The 16,330-nt window shown below is 40.4% G+C and carries 18 protein-coding genes and 2 pseudogenes; 4 read left to right on the top strand and 16 right to left on the bottom strand.

The window, feature by feature from the left end; all coding sequences use genetic code 11:
• Window positions 1-410: 410 nt before the first annotated feature.
• From nadS to CDZ78_RS12775, 10 genes are all read right to left on the bottom strand, one after another.
• The gene (nadS, locus tag CDZ78_RS12815) at window positions 411-698 is read right to left on the bottom strand and encodes a NadS family protein (protein ID WP_087870367.1); all 288 of its coding nucleotides are present in this window, start codon (window positions 696-698) and stop codon (window positions 411-413) included.
• A complete protein-coding gene (locus tag CDZ78_RS12810; RefSeq protein WP_147636281.1) occupies window positions 691-1,002 on the bottom strand; it encodes a type II toxin-antitoxin system RelE/ParE family toxin in 312 nt (103 codons plus the stop codon). Before CDZ78_RS12810 ends, nadS begins: the two co-directional genes overlap by 8 nt.
• 155 nt (window positions 1,003-1,157) lie before the next feature.
• Window positions 1,158-1,307: a DUF1731 domain-containing protein gene (locus tag CDZ78_RS12805; RefSeq protein ID WP_087870366.1), complete on the bottom strand. Its 150-nt coding sequence runs from the start codon at window positions 1,305-1,307 to the stop codon at window positions 1,158-1,160.
• 20 nt (window positions 1,308-1,327) lie between these two features.
• Window positions 1,328-1,501, bottom strand: a complete 174-nt coding sequence (locus CDZ78_RS24100; protein WP_307190498.1) for a type II toxin-antitoxin system RelE/ParE family toxin — start codon at window positions 1,499-1,501, stop codon at window positions 1,328-1,330.
• A 242-nt stretch (window positions 1,502-1,743) separates the two neighbouring features.
• Window positions 1,744-2,631, bottom strand: a complete 888-nt coding sequence (locus CDZ78_RS12795) for a TIGR01777 family oxidoreductase (protein ID WP_087870364.1) — start codon at window positions 2,629-2,631, stop codon at window positions 1,744-1,746.
• A gap of 169 nt (window positions 2,632-2,800) precedes the next feature.
• Window positions 2,801-3,064 (bottom strand): DUF2442 domain-containing protein, encoded by a 264-nt coding sequence (locus CDZ78_RS12790; RefSeq protein ID WP_087870363.1) that lies wholly within the window; start codon window positions 3,062-3,064, stop codon window positions 2,801-2,803.
• A 313-nt stretch (window positions 3,065-3,377) separates the two neighbouring features.
• Window positions 3,378-4,676 carry a patatin-like phospholipase family protein gene (locus tag CDZ78_RS12785; protein ID WP_087870362.1) on the bottom strand — a complete coding sequence of 433 codons (1,299 nt, stop codon included), beginning with the start codon at window positions 4,674-4,676 and terminating at the stop codon, window positions 3,378-3,380.
• 117 nt (window positions 4,677-4,793) lie between these two features.
• Window positions 4,794-4,922, bottom strand: coding sequence for a hypothetical protein (locus CDZ78_RS23810; RefSeq protein ID WP_280175579.1), 129 nt, complete (start codon window positions 4,920-4,922; stop codon window positions 4,794-4,796).
• Window positions 4,923-4,974: 52 nt separating this feature from the next.
• Window positions 4,975-5,181, bottom strand: coding sequence for a hypothetical protein (locus CDZ78_RS12780; protein ID WP_087870361.1), 207 nt, complete (start codon window positions 5,179-5,181; stop codon window positions 4,975-4,977).
• Window positions 5,182-5,435: 254 nt separating this feature from the next.
• Complete coding sequence (locus tag CDZ78_RS12775; RefSeq protein WP_087870360.1) at window positions 5,436-5,630, bottom strand: hypothetical protein; 195 nt, start codon at window positions 5,628-5,630, stop codon at window positions 5,436-5,438.
• 235 nt (window positions 5,631-5,865) lie between these two features.
• On the opposite strand from CDZ78_RS12775, the gene CDZ78_RS12770 reads away from it, so the two are divergent.
• The 4 genes from CDZ78_RS12770 to CDZ78_RS12755 are packed head-to-tail and all read left to right on the top strand — an operon-like array spanning window position 5,866 to window position 11,364.
• Window positions 5,866-6,540 (top strand): DUF4912 domain-containing protein, encoded by a 675-nt coding sequence (locus tag CDZ78_RS12770; RefSeq protein WP_167374293.1) that lies wholly within the window; start codon window positions 5,866-5,868, stop codon window positions 6,538-6,540.
• Window positions 6,540-8,204, top strand: a complete 1,665-nt coding sequence (locus CDZ78_RS12765; RefSeq protein WP_087870358.1) for a glycoside hydrolase family 57 protein — start codon at window positions 6,540-6,542, stop codon at window positions 8,202-8,204. Before CDZ78_RS12770 ends, CDZ78_RS12765 begins: the two co-directional genes overlap by 1 nt.
• Before the next feature lie 22 nt (window positions 8,205-8,226).
• Window positions 8,227-9,732, top strand: coding sequence for an endonuclease/exonuclease/phosphatase family protein (locus CDZ78_RS12760; RefSeq protein ID WP_087870357.1), 1,506 nt, complete (start codon window positions 8,227-8,229; stop codon window positions 9,730-9,732).
• 30 nt (window positions 9,733-9,762) lie between these two features.
• On the top strand, window positions 9,763-11,364 hold the full coding sequence (locus CDZ78_RS12755) for a phospholipase D-like domain-containing protein (protein ID WP_087870356.1): 1,602 nt from the start codon (window positions 9,763-9,765) through the stop codon (window positions 11,362-11,364).
• 129 nt (window positions 11,365-11,493) lie between these two features.
• On the opposite strand, the gene CDZ78_RS12750 is transcribed toward CDZ78_RS12755, so the two are convergent.
• The 6 genes and pseudogenes from CDZ78_RS12750 to rnr all read right to left on the bottom strand — a co-directional run bounded on the left by CDZ78_RS12750 (window position 11,494) and on the right by rnr (window position 16,127).
• Complete coding sequence (locus tag CDZ78_RS12750; RefSeq protein ID WP_140414044.1) at window positions 11,494-12,072, bottom strand: hypothetical protein; 579 nt, start codon at window positions 12,070-12,072, stop codon at window positions 11,494-11,496.
• A gap of 3 nt (window positions 12,073-12,075) precedes the next feature.
• The gene (locus CDZ78_RS22050; RefSeq protein WP_167374292.1) at window positions 12,076-12,222 is read right to left on the bottom strand and encodes a hypothetical protein; all 147 of its coding nucleotides are present in this window, start codon (window positions 12,220-12,222) and stop codon (window positions 12,076-12,078) included.
• A gap of 3 nt (window positions 12,223-12,225) precedes the next feature.
• Window positions 12,226-12,681, bottom strand: a pseudogene (gene rlmB / locus CDZ78_RS12745) (23S rRNA (guanosine(2251)-2'-O)-methyltransferase RlmB); the annotation flags it as partial.
• An 11-nt stretch (window positions 12,682-12,692) separates the two neighbouring features.
• Window positions 12,693-12,884 (bottom strand): annotated as a pseudogene (locus CDZ78_RS12740) (ISL3 family transposase); the annotation flags it as partial.
• Between the two features lie 174 nt (window positions 12,885-13,058).
• Window positions 13,059-13,802, bottom strand: coding sequence for a 23S rRNA (guanosine(2251)-2'-O)-methyltransferase RlmB (rlmB, locus tag CDZ78_RS12735; protein WP_087870352.1), 744 nt, complete (start codon window positions 13,800-13,802; stop codon window positions 13,059-13,061).
• Window positions 13,803-16,127 (bottom strand): ribonuclease R, encoded by a 2,325-nt coding sequence (gene rnr, locus CDZ78_RS12730; protein ID WP_087870351.1) that lies wholly within the window; start codon window positions 16,125-16,127, stop codon window positions 13,803-13,805.
• Between the last annotated feature and the right edge of the window lie 203 nt (window positions 16,128-16,330).

The following is a 16,330-nucleotide window of genomic DNA, read 5'->3' as shown; positions in this document are numbered from 1 at the left end:
ATATATCTTTAGTTACTTTGTTATTTAAGCGAATGCCATTGCCTTCACCTCTCCCGACCACCACCGGACATGTGGTTTCTGCAATGCCTTTAATTTACTTCTGTTTTCTTGGTCTTGCCGAATTAAGTCACGGACATAATCACTCGTATTTGCGTATGCACCTGTATTCACTTGAGACTGGACCCCGTCTTTCATCGGGTTGGGGACAGAAATATTCATTGTAGCCATAATAATTACTTTCATTGAATGAAATAAGCCTCATTTATGGCGTATTTTGGAAAAAAATATTGCCAACTATTTTATTCGATAATGCAAAATACAAGACCTGACTCTGAAATTTGACCCTGAAATTTTGTTTGCAAAAGGCATGACGCTTTTTACGGTCAAGTGGATGTGCATGTTAGAAGGTTTTATCCTGCAAGTGCACTTAATACAGCTTGAGGCTCTTTTGCTACGACATTCAATAACACTAAAGCAGGACCTTGGGGCTTTCTATCCCCCCTTTCCCAATGCATTAATGTACTAACACTAATGCCAAAAGCAGAAGCAAATTCTGTTTGGCTCATATTTAAATTAGACCGAATAGCTTTTACATCAATAGCAGAAAATTTATGTACAATTGCTTTAGGACATTTATTTTCTGAGTATTCAACTGCTTCGGTAAGCCCCTGCTTAATGCTATTAAAAAAATCAGACATTTGGTTCACCATAATTTTTGGAAAGGAGGTTAGCAAACTTAGCTAGTTCATTACGCTCAGACTTTGATAAGTTGTCTTTTTCATTTTTTCCGAATACCGTCAGTAAAAACAATGGAATGGATTTATTATGGAAGTAATAAATAACACGAACACCACCGCTTTTTCCTTTATTTCCAGTAGCCCAGCGAAATTTTCTAATTCCACCAGTAGCTTGCATTACTACACCAGACTGAGGGTGACTTGCCAAATAGCTAATAATTCCTTTTTTCTCAGATTCACTCAGTAATCGAGAGGCTCTTTGTATGTATTCTGGTAATTAAACTATTGTTTGCATAGCTTTAATATAATCCAATGGATTATATTAGTCAAGATTGAAAATCACAGAAAATTCTAACGAACAAGGTTAGATTATAACTCCCATCATACACTTAACTTTTTAAGGTTGTTTTTCTCTCACATTTAAACTACATTTATTAAAGCTTCTTCTAGTGTTCTGTACTTAAAAGTATAGCCTGCATCTAAAGCCTTTTTTGGTACAACTTTCTTACCTGCTAACAACAGTTCTTCCCCCATTTGCCCCATTAATAGCTTAACAACTATTGCAGGCATTGGAATAATAGTTGGTCGTTTTAATGACGTACCAAGTACTTTGATAAGTTGTCTTTTTCATTTTTTCCGAATACCGTCAGTAAAAACAATGGAATGGATTTATTATGGAAGTAATAAATAACACGAACACCACCGCTTTTTCCTTTATTTCCAGTAGCCCAGCGAAATTTTCTAATTCCACCAGTAGCTTGCATTACTACACCAGACTGAGGGTGACTTGCCAAATAGCTAATAATTCCTTTTTTCTCAGATTCACTCAGTAATCGAGAGGCTCTCTGTATGTATTCTGGTAATTAAACTATTTTTTGCATAGCTTTAATATAATCCAATGGATTATATTAGTCAAGATTGAAAATCACAGAAAATTCTAACGAACAAGGTTAGATTATAACTCCCATCATACACTTAACTTTTTAAGGTTGTTTTTCTCTCACATTTAAACTACATTTATTAAAGCTTCTTCTAGTGTTCTGTACTTAAAAGTATAGCCTGCATCTAAAGCCTTTTTTGGTACAACTTTCTTACCTGCTAACAACAGTTCTTCCCCCATTTGCCCCATTAATAGCTTAACAACTATTGCAGGCATTGGAATAATAGTTGGTCGTTTTAATGACGTACCAAGGGTTTTAGTAAACACTTGATTTGTTACTGGGTTAGGTGATGTTCCATTAATAGCCCCTTGTAAATTATCATGACTCATACAATACAAAATAATTCCAACTAAATCATCAATATGAATCCAAGGCATCCATTGTTTACCATCACCGATTCTTCCTCCAAGGCACATTTTAAAAGGAAACAACATCTTACTTAATGCTCCTCCATTTTTACCCAACACAATCCCTGTTCGTAGCAAACAAGTACGAACCCCAAGTTTTTCTGCTTTTAAAGCAACTGCTTCCCACTTTTGACACAACTCACTAGAAAAGCTATTGTCACCCCTCTCTTTTTCTTCGATAACATTATCTGTTTTATCAATACCATAGTAGCCAATAGCAGAACCACTAATAAATAATTTAGGTCTGTTTTCTAATTTTTCGAAGTATGAAATAAGCTTCTCTGTAGTACCAATGCGACTACTAAAAATCTGATGCTTTTGCTTATCACTCCACCGTTTGTTCGCAATAGGCTCACCCGCTAAATTAATGACAACATCAAATATATCGCTATCTTTTAGATCACTTAAGTCAGCGACAGCTTTCATCGGGAGCTTAATTTTTTCAGGATGCCTACTGAGCATTACAATTTCATTATTTTCTTCTAATAAACGAGAACAAAGAGTAGAACCAATAAAACCAGTGCCACCTGTAATTAGTATGTTCATTTTTTTCCTTAAAATTGATGTTTAATATTACTGAAAAATCTAACGCAAAGTTCACCAGCCTGTCTGGTCGAACTTTTGGTTATAAAACTTATGGCAAGAATCGGGGGTTCTTTCTGCTATCAATTTAAATAAACATCAAGCTGGCCAATCTCTTGATTCCTTCGAAGTGTTAATGCACTATTTTATTTTCATATAAATCAGCAATTGGAAAGCAAAGATCGTAGTCATTCCATTCTAAATCACCTTCATCTATTTCAAATTTTGAAAACTCTTCAGGTGATAAATATTTTCTGATTAATGGATTAAGTGAACTTGATAAGAATGGATAAAAATCAACCACCTGACAGGTTTTATCATTAAATTCCAATTCGAGTTTAAAGTCACCGATATGATTTACTTTTTCCACAGAAATAATTTGTTCATCTAAAATCATTTAACTCTCCTACTTATATTTTCACAAGAGATTTGCTTATGAAGCACAAAATAATCAATCCACTTTTTTACTATTTCATCAGCATAGCTATCAACAAATGCTCTGAAATCACGTAAGTTATTTGCGGACAAAGGGCTTTTGCCTTTAACAGGCTTAATATGGATTTCCTTTACCTCTCCATTATCTATTATGATCTCAGCCTTCGATTCATTCCCTTGGTTTCACCGGTTAGCTGATCTTGTCGCTGTGAATATTCGATTGAAGCGCGCGCTCAAGCCGTCGCGCTGGAGCGGCGAAAAAGAGAGTCGCTGACTCAGTAATTCACCTTAATCGCGTCCATCGCCCAAGCGGGAATGTCCCCTACGTTGGGCGGCTCGCTCGACCATGGGTCGGGCTGTTGCGCGAGCGCATGCCCCGCGTCGAAGGCTGCACGCATCTGTTCTGGATCAAAGGCAAGCGGGTCATTGCCAATCTCTACCTCATCCGGGATCTCAACCAGATTGAAGGTGTAACCCAGGATCTTGGTGCCGAAGTAGGACCGCATCAAGGCCGTTTGCATCGATTGGTCCATCATCACCCCAATTGTTGTGGCTGCGACAGCACCGAGAGCCCTGGTTAAAGCCGCGGGAGGATGCGTTATCCTGCCGTTAGTAATCAGGTACAAGTTGCCGGGTCCATACAGTGGAGGTTTGGGTCGCTGTGACCCACCCGTGCCAGGAACGACTAGATTCGAACGCGCGGCCCCATCGACGAAGAGGTGACCATCGATTTCCACCGGTGGAAAGACGATAGGGAACGACGCAGAGGCGAGCAATACCTTACGATAGAGGTCGAGCTTACCATCCTTCGCCAAAAGCGACATATTCCAAACCCAGGTCTGGCCATAATCAACGTTGGTAGTACCGACCAATATCAGTCGATTGTCATCGTAGGCGGTAGCTACTCGCTGTAAGGTCTCGGCGGTGATATATTTGGCGATGAGCGCTTGTAGCGGCGCGGTATCTCTAAGGGAATCAGCGCCAGATATGAGGCCCCACACTGACCTACCCTCGTAAATATCCTTATCGGTCACCTCCGTGAACATCTGCTCGAGTATCGCGTCGTCGGCTGGAGTGCCCAGTAGCGCGTGCGTTGCCAGTAACGAACCGGTGCTCACACCGGCGACGACATCAAGCTCCGGCCGCCAACCGCTCTTGCGCCAGCCGTTGAGGAAGCCGGCACCGAAGGCTCCGTTCTGACCACCGCCTGACATGGAGAGTATATTGAGCGCGTGACCGCGTTTACGTTCCAGATTGCGAGCGAGGTTCTCATTCGCTCCGGACGCCGCCTCGGCGTACATGGGTGAAACCTGGTCTGGGCTCAATGGATTGTATCCATTCGGCAACGCGGCGTACGTTGGCGCCTTTTCGAAAAGCACTCGCTTCGGCGCAGACGTGCAGCCAGCCATGGTCAAGGTTACCAACAAACCTGTCAGAACCACCATCGTTCTGCGATTCAGGTCCAACACTCCCTGGCGATTGGTATCTTCTCTGGAGACCCCGAATGTTTTCAGCAGCTTTATCATATGCCCCAGGTTTAGCAAGGTGATAGCTGGTTGTATGTCTTTGTTCATTATTAATTTTTCTCCTTTATTCCGGCAATTATCCCGGGTTCGGGGCAAGCGAGCTTTGACTCAATGCTACACACGTGATTTGAATTATACAGCATACACAGTCTAGCCCTGATCTTGTTATGCATCGTTATCCTGGTTATCCTGGTTATCCTGGTTATCCTGGTTATCCTGGTTATCCTGGTTATCCTGGTTATCGTTTTGCACGGTGACACTACTGCCCGAGTTGGACAGAGCTAGGGTGAGCACAAGGCCAAACATTTTATAGTGTATATGTCTCATGTTTACTGAAGTTTCCCAATTATTGAGTAGCTGAAATACACAATGCTGGTGTATCGAGGTTTATTTGCGGGGAGTCGCTATTTTTGCGAAAGCTTGTTTTGGGCATCCCAGCCCAAGCAAGCGGCAAAAACTTAACGCGACCGCTAATGCCTTCGGCGCCCCAGACGTCCTGCGTACGTGCCACTTCGCCACTACCATCGTAAACTCGGTGCTGGCTTCGTAACACTCCCTCAAATGACTGGACGGCGTTTCGGAATGCCTTTTATTTTGTCTCCACCTACGCTAGCGCTACGATTCCGACAAAACAACGGCCCTACGCCTTCTGGGGACTACCAGCCCTCGCGTTCGCTCTCCATGGCTGGCAGCGTAGGTGGTTTTGCCATGTTTATAGCAAACCCCTACTTAATTCCCCTTAGGCAATAGCATTTGAAACGAATGAAAAGACTATTTTTTTCATATAGTTGTAGCATAGTTTCAATTTTACCATAAATAATTATTGGGAAACTTCAGTTTATAAACACCAAGCTGGAAAATAGCATACTCAAGTTTATGCTTATAAAGGCCGGCAATATTTCTATATTGAGTAAACCAGTGACTACGTGATTTATTATCATCACTGCTGTTTTTGTAAGTTCTGTTAAATGAAGCTGGAAGTCTTTCTACTGTGGCTTGCATACACTTACGTACCTTGTATAATCTACGCTAACCAGCATAAATTATGCATGTTTATTGACTGAATAAAATAGTCAATCCATTTCCCAGGCACTTATATCACTTAATAATGAAACTTTTGCAATCCAGATATAACTCTCAATGCAAACTTTCTCAGCAGAACTTGCTTAATATTAGCGAAGAAATCACTCGAACATACGCTCCTCATAGCCCCCCACATCAGCCTGAACTAGTACTTATGCCTGTTGACCCCATAAATCTTTATGCTTACTGGAATCTAAAAGATAGCGAAACAGATATTCAAACCAATCCTATCGACAAACAACTGGCCTTGAGAATATACTCGATACCTGAACTCAGCGAGCACTCCAGTGAACTCCAGCTCTGTTTTGATATCGACGTACATGGTTTACAAAACCAGCAAAAAGTGCACTTGCCAATTGCGGCATCTGCCTATTCAGCAGTTATTGGTGAAATCAATGCGGATAACAACTTTAGTGCCTTGGCAACTTCTGATCCTATTCATGTCCCACGAGAAAATCCTGTCTCTGAGAATAATCAAAATAACCTTGAAAACTCACTGCAAATTAGCGATAAGTTTTTGCATACCGTAGTTAGCAATGATGTCCCACCCGAACATATGGGACATAATGAAAATAAGCAAAATACCAGACAAGATAGTCAAACAATGGAAACTAATATCGCTCCCAAAGCCAATACTGCAAACGCCCCAACTGAAGCTTTAATTTTGAAGAATTTTAATGATTACGGTTACGATTTAAAGGTCTATACAAATAACAAGCACCTGGAATCCATCCTTGCTGAAGCAAAACAAGAGAGTGATATTTACTTAAACTCCAAAGCTACAAAGACAACTATTAAAAATGTGTCCGGGCTAGGGAAATTGTTATAGTGACCAGGAAAAAAGGATTTTTAAGCATCATTCTACACGCGCACCTGCCTTTTGTGCGCCACCCGGAATATGACAGCTTTTTCGAAGAGATCTGGCTATTTGAAGCAATTACCGAATGTTATATACCGCTAATTCGTTCACTTGATCGGCTACACAAGGATCGTATCAATTACCGCTTGACCCTTTCACTTTCACCCCCACTTATTTCAATGTTAAGTGATGAGTTATTGCAATCACGCTACCTCACTTATCTTAATAGTCGATTAGAATTGGCAGAAAAGGAAATTCTCAGAACAAAAAGCACCCCCGAATATCAAAAATTAGCCCGACTCTACCGACGTTTGTACCTTGATACACTAGATATTTTTGCTGTTCAGTATGATTGCAACTTATTAACAGCATTTAAGAAATTTCATGCCACAGGAAATCTGGAGTTGATCACTTGTGCTGCTACTCACGGTTTTTTACCCTTACTCAATAAAAGCGATGCGGCAGTACACAATCAGATCCACACAGGTGTTGAAACTTTTATATCTCACCTAGGTTTTAACCCCACTGGTTTTTGGCTACCAGAATGTGGCTACTATCCCGGCCTGGAAAAACACCTGAAAGATGCAGGTATTAATTATTTTTTCGTAGATTCACACGGTATCGAAAACGCAAGTATAGCCCCTAGAAATAGCGTCTATGCACCCCTTAACTGCGGCAATGATGTGATGGCATTTGCCAGAGACCCTGAATCATCTCGCCAGGTCTGGAGCTCTCATGAGGGTTACCCAGGTGATCATGATTACCGCGAATATTATAGTGATATCGGCTTTGATCTGAACCTGGACTATATTGCCCCTTATATTCTCGATGGGGATATCCGGATAAACACCGGAATTAAATACCACCGGGTCACCGGCACAGACCTACCCAAAGAAATATATCAACCCAGACAAGCGCTACACAAGGCACAGCAACATGCGCACGACTTTATCAACAAGCGCCAGTTACAAATCAATCGCCTGAGCACTGATATGGACCGTATTCCAATTGTTGTATCGCCTTATGATGCCGAATTATTCGGGCATTGGTGGTATGAAGGACCCTTATGGCTAGAATGGGTATTGCGTTTTGCTGATAGCACTAACAACTCGGTACAGACTATCAGTTGCTCCTATTATTTAACACAAATACCTACTCATCAAAAAGCAACACCTTCTGCATCAACCTGGGGCGCTCAGGGTTATTCCAGTTTCTGGATTAATGAAACCAATGACTGGATTTATCCTTTGTTGCACAAAGCCGGGGCGGATATGGAAAATCTAGCAGCCATTTTTCAGCGAGTTACTGCCTCACCATTACAGGAAAGAACCTTAAATCAGGCTGTACGTTCATTATTACTAGCACAGGCATCAGATTGGCCTTTTATTATGCAGACAGGAACAACCGTTGAATATGCCAAAAAACGTATCACGGATCATTTAGCGAGATTTAATTACTTACGTGATAGTATACGAAATAATGCTATTGACGAAGATTATCTAAGCGCACTGGAAATATTAGACGAGGTCTTCCCTGATGCTGATTTTCGAAATTATTATATGCCAGAACAGAAGCCTGTAATGAACAATAAGCTGAATTACCCTGTAGGCAAAAAAGTCCAACAACAAGTTTGACTACCAAGGAGTACTATTAAGCATGAATCAAATTAAACTGCTCTATGTAGAAAATATAATTTTCCGCAAAACTAAGCAAGTTCAACAGAAATTATCATTCTTTTTAGCGCTAGAAAATATTGGCTATGATAAACAGGTTGATATCCATTGGGCTGGAGAAGATGGTATCTGGCAAATTCTGCCCGCGCAATATCACAGCATGATGGGGCATGGTAGTGAGTACTGGTCTGCCAGCATTACCCTAAGCTTAAGCGAAAAACACTCCTTACCAGGAAACATTCAGTTTAATCTACGCTACCGGGTTCAAAGTCACGAGTACTTAATCGACAATCACAGTCAAAATTACTCTAGTGAAGCGGATTCAGGTCTTAAACTGACAGATAATCAGTCTTTGCAGAATGTTGATTTTGACAGTCAATTACAAATTGGCCAGCAGACCACCTCTGTATGTGTCGCCATCGCCCGTTCTTTTAATGCAAAAAAAGTCACTATACACTGGACTACCAATGACTGGAAAACAACAAAGCTAACAGTTTGTACATTTAAGCGTGACTATTGGAATAAAGCAGCACATAGTAATGCACGTAACCCGAATCAATACGGCAATCAACTCTGGTCGGGGAAAATTCATCATACCGAACTGTTTAATTTAAAATACGTTATCAGCTGTGAAAATGACCAGCAAACCATCTGGGACAACAATGATGAGCATGATTACTCCTTTCAACGCGAACAACTTAAAATCCTGATATTAAATTTACACTGCTATCAGGAAGAAAATCAGGATGAAAAGTTTACCACCATTGCCAAGACAATCGATGATCTAAATGTGGATATTGTTTGCTTACAGGAAGTGGCAGAATACTGGAATGATGGTCATGGCGACTGGCTTTCGAACTCTGCTAAAATTATTAATGACCGCCTTAGTGAAACGTTTTATCTACATACTGACTGGTCACATTTAGGCTTTGATAAATATAGAGAGGGAGTTGCCATATTAAGTCGCTATCCCTTGTCAAATCAAGATTCTGGTTATGTATCAGATAGTCATGATATCTATGATATCAATTCCAGAAAAGTTGTTACGGCACGTATTTATGTGCCCTATATTGGGTTTATCAATGTTTTTTCTGCTCATTTAAGCTGGCTGGAAGGAGGATTCCAGGAACAATTCATCAGGTTACGTAAATGGGCTGGTAATATTAAATCCGCTGATATTAAGGCTACCTTGTTATGTGGTGACTTTAACATTACCGCAGGTTCAAGTGGTTATAAACAGGTGGTTAATTCAAATGAATACGAAGATCAGTATTTAGCGATAAATAAGCAGGGTGTGTTTGATAAAATATTTAAAGTTAATGATGCGCACTGGCAGGACCTGCTTGCAGATGATTACCGGATTGACTATATCTTTATGAATAAAAACAGTGAGATACAAGCCACTTCCGCAAGGGTTGTTTTTACGGATCAGGATGTTGGTCGTGTCTCTGATCATTGCGGTTATTTAATGACATTTGAATCTCTTTAAGCTAAAAAATAATAATAACAAGGAAATGGTATGCAACAAATAGCTGAACATTATGCCAAACCCATACATGGTGAACTAGGAGGATCCTTTGCCAGAGTCAATGACTTCAATTATCAGTTTTTTCTACGCTGGGGAAAAATTGATTTTGAAATGTATCATGGCGAACAGGTTAATTTAAAAGTCATTCTCAAAGTCTATCGGCAACACAATATTTGCGAAACTTATGTTATCGATACCGATGCCTATGATATTAAATGGAATCGTCATAGGCGCCGTACCCGGGACTTTTATATCCATCCTTACTCCAATTCATTTGGCGTAATCAATTGCGTAAAGTTTTCCTTTCTTATTCATAAAGATGAACGCTCTATCGCTTCAGACAAAGACTATATTTTCATGGATTGGAAGCAGCTACATGCTGACTCTGATACCCCTCAATATAGAGAAATAAACGGTCTGCACTCCACCCAGAATCACTATCGCACTTATGAGCTACAGGCCCATGAATTACAAAGTGATGTGGACTGGATGAATCATCATTTTGAATCATTACACCTGGTACCTAAATTTACTAAGGGTCAGCCGAACCACCCTTATCACCCGAAGCGCTATATCCATGACCTGATAGATAAGGTTATTCATAATAAACATGAATTTCAGGATAAGTTTTGCACCATTAAAGTCAGTGTTGATTGTATTGATGATGCAGATTTTGCCAACCACTTGATTCATGCCAGTGAACAGGGCGTTTTTGTACAATGCCTAGTCGATTGGCGCAAAATGACCATGACCAATAGCGATAATTATGCTCGCTTAAAACGTGCGGGCGTTGAATTGCTTGGTGTAGTCTGTAGTCCTGATCACCATTTGATTGAAGTAGAGCCCGACATGCATACAAAATTCATTATTTTTAATGATGAAGATTGTATTCTGGGGTCATTTAATATTACTTTTGAGCGCTGGTGGGCAAACTGGGAATCAGGCATGACGTTTCATTCCCAAGGCATGTGTCGCTTACTGGATAATATTTTTCAAAGCCAGCGCGGCGGAGTGATTCAACCCTATGGCGTAGATCCCTTTAGTCAGTTTAATTTACTCTATACCTTTGGCAGACATACCATGCAGAGTGGCGAAAATTACCTGCCCCACCATGCTATTCTGGCTGAAATAAACCGCGCCATCCACTCCATTAAAATCAGCTTATTTCTGATTGGAGAATTGGTGGGTAATTATAATGACAGTGTTATTTGCGCCTTGATCAATGCAAAAAACAGAGGCGTCTATGTACATATTCTGTTTAATGGACATTTAGCCAGGCAAGGTAAAATTGGTATTGAACGATCGATGGAAGAGGAACTAAATCGACCACTGTTACCCGTTATTGAACGCTTAAGAAACTCCGGCGTGATTGTTGGGCTTGTTTATGGACAGGACGATCATCCAGTGCCATACTCTCCCATCCATTCTAAGTACTGTATTATCGATGATTATATTGTCATAGATGGCAGTTTTAACTGGTATAACACCTCGGTTTTCTCACATGACCTAGTGATTATTGCAGCTAATCACGAAGTTGCAAAACCCTATCTATATGAGTTTGAACAAATACAGCAATCGTTCAGGATTTATTAAGCGAATTATTTAAAGTCACTCCGCGCTGAAATAAATTAATTGTTCACTAAAAGTTTACCCACGAAGAACATGTAGTGCAAAGAAAAGCCCTACCTTTCTTGTTTTTCATGACCTTCGTGACTTAACTCTTCAAAAAAAACGTCGTTCAGACCTCTTAATTGCAGCTAGTTTCTTGCGTAAAGCCTTGCGCGCTTCATCACTCATCTCTGGCTTAATAAACTCAGAATCCTGACGCAATAAATAACGTGTCACCATATCTAAAAAGTCATGATCAATTTCTTCTGCTTTCCACGATTCCGTAAAAATAGAAAACTGTGAATAATTATTAATAATGACCTTAATAAGTGAATTCTCATAATCCACTTCAAAACGCAAGCGTACTGGTATTTTACGATCAACCAGAAACTTAAGAGCATCATCCTTCTTATGCCCCGGGATTCTTAGCGTTTTGCTAGTTAAGCGCTTGAAATGCAGAAAAGAAATTTCACGTTCTATATCTGTTTTTCCACGTACTACATATTCAAGTACCCCAGCTCCTTCACAATAAAAAGTAATATTAATATGCCTTAATTTATCAATATCCGCTAGACCACCAAACCCATCGGTACTAACCTTGTAATCCTTTTGCTTTAAAGAACCTAGTTCAGGATACCGTGTACTATAATCTTCAACCTGCACAGGAACTTCTAGATAATTTAAATATTTCACCAATTATTGCATATAGCTAAATATTTCCTGCATTTTAGGTAATATTTCAGCTTTATAATTTTGTTCACACAGCTTATTCTGGTCTATTTCCTGCTGTTCAGAGGACTTTTTCTGATCCGCTTCTTTTCTTAACTGGTCAAGAATCCCCATTAACTACACCTTCAACCGTTGCCTAAGTATTTCATATATCAACACTCCTGCTGCAACAGATACATTTAAACTTTCTACGCTACCCTGCATGGGAATTTTCACTAAAAAATCGCACTGCTCACGGGTTAACCGGCGCAAGCCTTTTTCTTCAGCCCCCATCACCAAAGCCAGCGGCATATTGACATCCATCTCATAAATAGTTTGCTCGGCCTCTCCTGCTGCACCTGCAATCCAGATACCCTGATCTTTTAACCAATTGATAGTTCGACTTAAATTAGTTACCTGATAGACTGGAACGGTTTCGGCTGCGCCACTAGCAACTTTACAAACAGTTGGCGTAATCCCTACCGCCTGATCTTTGGTTACAATAACCCCTTGCACCCCTGCTGCATCTGCTGTTCTTAAGCAAGCACCTAAATTTTGTGGGTCTTGCACATGATCCAGAATCAACCAGAAAGGTATTTGTTTACTTGCCGATCGACTGTATCATGCACTGGGCAGAGAACCCCCGATTCATCAGCAAAACGGGCGCCTGATTCAAAACCTATCTGCAAATGAAGTTCATTCTGTTCTAAAATATTGTCGTTTGAAAAGATAATTTCTTCCACTTTCCAAGGCGATTGTAAGCCTAAAGCCATACTAAATAAAGATTCATTATTCATGGTATTATTATCGCACTACCCACTAGGATTCACATAGAGCCAATATTTCCTGCATTTTAGGTAATATTTCAGCTTTATAATTTTGTTCACACAGCTTATTCTGGTCTATTTCCTGCTGTTCAGAGGACTTTTCTGATCCGCTTCTTTTCTTAACTGGTCAAGAATCCCCATTAACTACACCTTCAACCGTTGCCTAAGTATTTCATATATCAACACTCCTGCTGCAACAGATACATTTAAACTTTCTACGCTACCCTGCATGGGAATTTTCACTAAAAAATCGCACTGCTCACGGGTTAACCGGCGCAAGCCTTTTTCTTCAGCCCCCATCACCAAAGCCAGCGGCATATTGGCATCCATCTCATAAATAGTTTGCTCGGCCTCTCCTGCTGCACCTGCAATCCAGATACCCTGATCTTTTAACCAATTGATAGTTCGACTTAAATTAGTTACCTGATAGACTGGAACGGTTTCGGCTGCGCCACTAGCAACTTTACAAACAGTTGGCGTAATCCCTACCGCCTGATCTTTGGTTACAATAACCCCTTGCACCCCTGCTGCATCTGCTGTTCTTAAGCAAGCACCTAAATTTTGTGGGTCTTGCACATGATCCAGAATCAACCAGAAAGGTATTTGTTTACCACTTTCAACCACCGCTTTTAAATCACTCTCTGAGCGCATTGCAGGCATTTCAACTTCTAAAATAATACCTTGATGGTTACTGCCCTTTGATAAGTTATCCAGCTTCTTGCGGTCTGCTTTTTCAGGTCTGATATTATGTTTTTGCAAACCTTTAACTAAAGACATAAGACGTTCATCTTGTCTTTTCTGGTCTACCCAGGCTTGCTTTATTTTTTTAGGCGCATAATCCAGTGCCGCCTGCGCCGCATGAACGCCAAATATTTTAGCCAGACTCATTTACGCTCCTTTTTTATGCGGCTTAGCTTTACTTTTTATTTTACTCTTACTTTTTTTAAGCTTAGTTTTTTTCTTATTATCATTTTTAGGCTTTTTCGATCTCTTTTCTACAGGTTTAGCATCTCTACCTTGCACCCCTAACAAATCAAAATCTATTTTCTTATCATCCAGGTTTACCCTGGCAACTATCACATTGACTGTATCTCCCAATCGATAGCGTTTCCCAGTACGCTCACCCTTTAGCTGATGACTAGCTGGATCAAATTTAAAGAAATCCTGCCCTAAAGAAGTCACATGCACCAAGCCCTCAACATAGAGATCAGATAGCTCAACAAAAAAACCAAAACTGGTGACAGCAGAAATTATACCGGCAAATGATTCACCAATTTTATCCTGCATATATTCACATTTTAACCAGCTTACTACATCCCGTGTCGCTTCATCTGCTCGCCGTTCATTAGCTGAACAATGCTCACCCAGAGTCGTAATTTCAGGAAAGCCACAATAAAAACTTTCTGGTGACTTGCCTTGTAAACAATGGCGAATAGCTCGATGCACCATTAAATCCGGGTAACGGCGTATAGGTGAAGTAAAATGAGTATAAGCCTCTAGCGCCAGACCAAAGTGACCTTTTTTCTCTGGGCTATACACTGCCTGTGACATAGAGCGTAATAACACCGTCTGAATCAAGTGCGCATCTGGTCGATCTTTTATGCTACTAGTCAAATGCATATAATCAACAGGTGTCGGTTTGTCACCTCCCCCCATATGCAAACCTAGCTCACCTAAAAAGGTTTTTAGTGTGCTGATTTTTTCGTCAGAAGGCCCCTCATGGATACGTAATAAACGAGGCATTTTTTTACGATTCAAATAACGCGCAGCGGCACTATTTGCAGCAATCATAAATTCTTCAATTAACTTATGCGCATCATTGCGCTGTACAGGAATAATCTTTTCTATTTTTCGATCTTCAGCAAAAACAATTTGTGTTTCCTGAGTGTCAAAATCCATCGCACCACGTATCTCACGTTGACCACGCATTGCTTTATATAAAGCATACATCTCTTCCAGATGCGGCAAAACAGGCTTATATTTTTTGCGAAGTTTTGTGTGATTATGCTCTAACATGGCAGACACTTTGTCGTAGGTCAACCGAGCATGAGAGCGCATCACTGCATCAAAAAATCGTGAACGAATAACCTGGCCCTGTTCATTAATGACCATTTCGCAGACCATGGACAAACGGTCTTCATCAGGATTTATTGAACATAAACCATTAGATAAAACTTCAGGCAGCATCGGAATGACCTGCTCTGGAAAATAAACCGAAGTACTGCGATTTTTTGCTTCAAGGTCTAATGCACTTCCCGGTTGCACATAGTGCGACACATCAGCAATGGCTACTAATAGCTTCCAGCCCTTTGATGTTTTACTACAAAATACAGCATCATCAAAATCACGTGCATCCGCACCATCAATAGTGACTAACGGTACATCACGTAAATCAACCCGGCCTTGCTTGGCATCCTCTACAACCTCTTTTTTTAATGGCTTAACTTGTTCAATAACATCATCAGGCCAGACACTGGGCAAATCATAGGTACGTATTGCTACATCAATTTCCATACCTGGCGCCATATGTGCACCGAGTACTTCAGAGATTTTTCCTACTGGCTGACTTCTTAAAGTAGGTTGCTCCGTAATGGTGGCAACCACCATCTCCCCTTTTTTTGCTCCGTTTCCTTTTCCTTTAGGAATTAAAATATTTTGTGTGATTTTTTTATTATCAGGCTGAACAAATTGCACCCCATGTTCTTTTATAAAACGACCCACCACTTGCTGGGTATTGCGCTCCAGAACTTCAACAATCTTACCTTCTCTACGCCCTTTTCTATCAACGCCAGAAACACGCACCAAAGCACGATCATTATGTAGCACACGGTTCATTTCCCGTGGAGATATAAATAAATCCTCACCCGCATCATCAGGCTTTAAAAAGCCAAAACCATCTGCGTAACTTAAGATTCTTCCTGGAATTAAGTCATGACTATCCACCAGACAATATTGTTGACGACGGTTAAACAATAACTGTCCATCACGTTCCATTGCCCTTAAGCGTCTGCGCAAGGCTTCTAACTGATCATCTGATTCCAGTCCAAATGCTTCAGCAATTTGCCTACGACCTATCGGCCTGCCACCCTTCTCAATCAGTTGTAGAATCAACTCCCGGCTAGGTATTGGCTGCTCATATTTCTCAGCCTCACGCTGCGCATAAGGGTCAGTTATAGTACTGAAGTCCAAACTATTTTCTGAGTCTTCGCTCATAAATTTAAATCTATTTTTTTACTAAAGTTTTTTGCATAAGCAAAGTGTTATTGATGCCATCATAACCCAAGATACATAGTACTGCGTAAAAGTTTTGCTTAGTTTATTTACTCATCGTATCTATATACCTTAGATATCTACGTTAGCTTATAGTAAAACTGAAGTTTCCCAATAATTATTTATGGTAAAATTGAAACTATGCT

The sequence above is a fragment of the Bathymodiolus platifrons methanotrophic gill symbiont genome (genome assembly GCF_002189065.1).
Taxonomy (GTDB): domain Bacteria; phylum Pseudomonadota; class Gammaproteobacteria; order Methylococcales; family Methylomonadaceae; genus Methyloprofundus.
The sequence above is the reverse complement of the archived record's forward strand: the minus strand, read 5'-3'. Positions and strand labels throughout refer to the sequence as shown.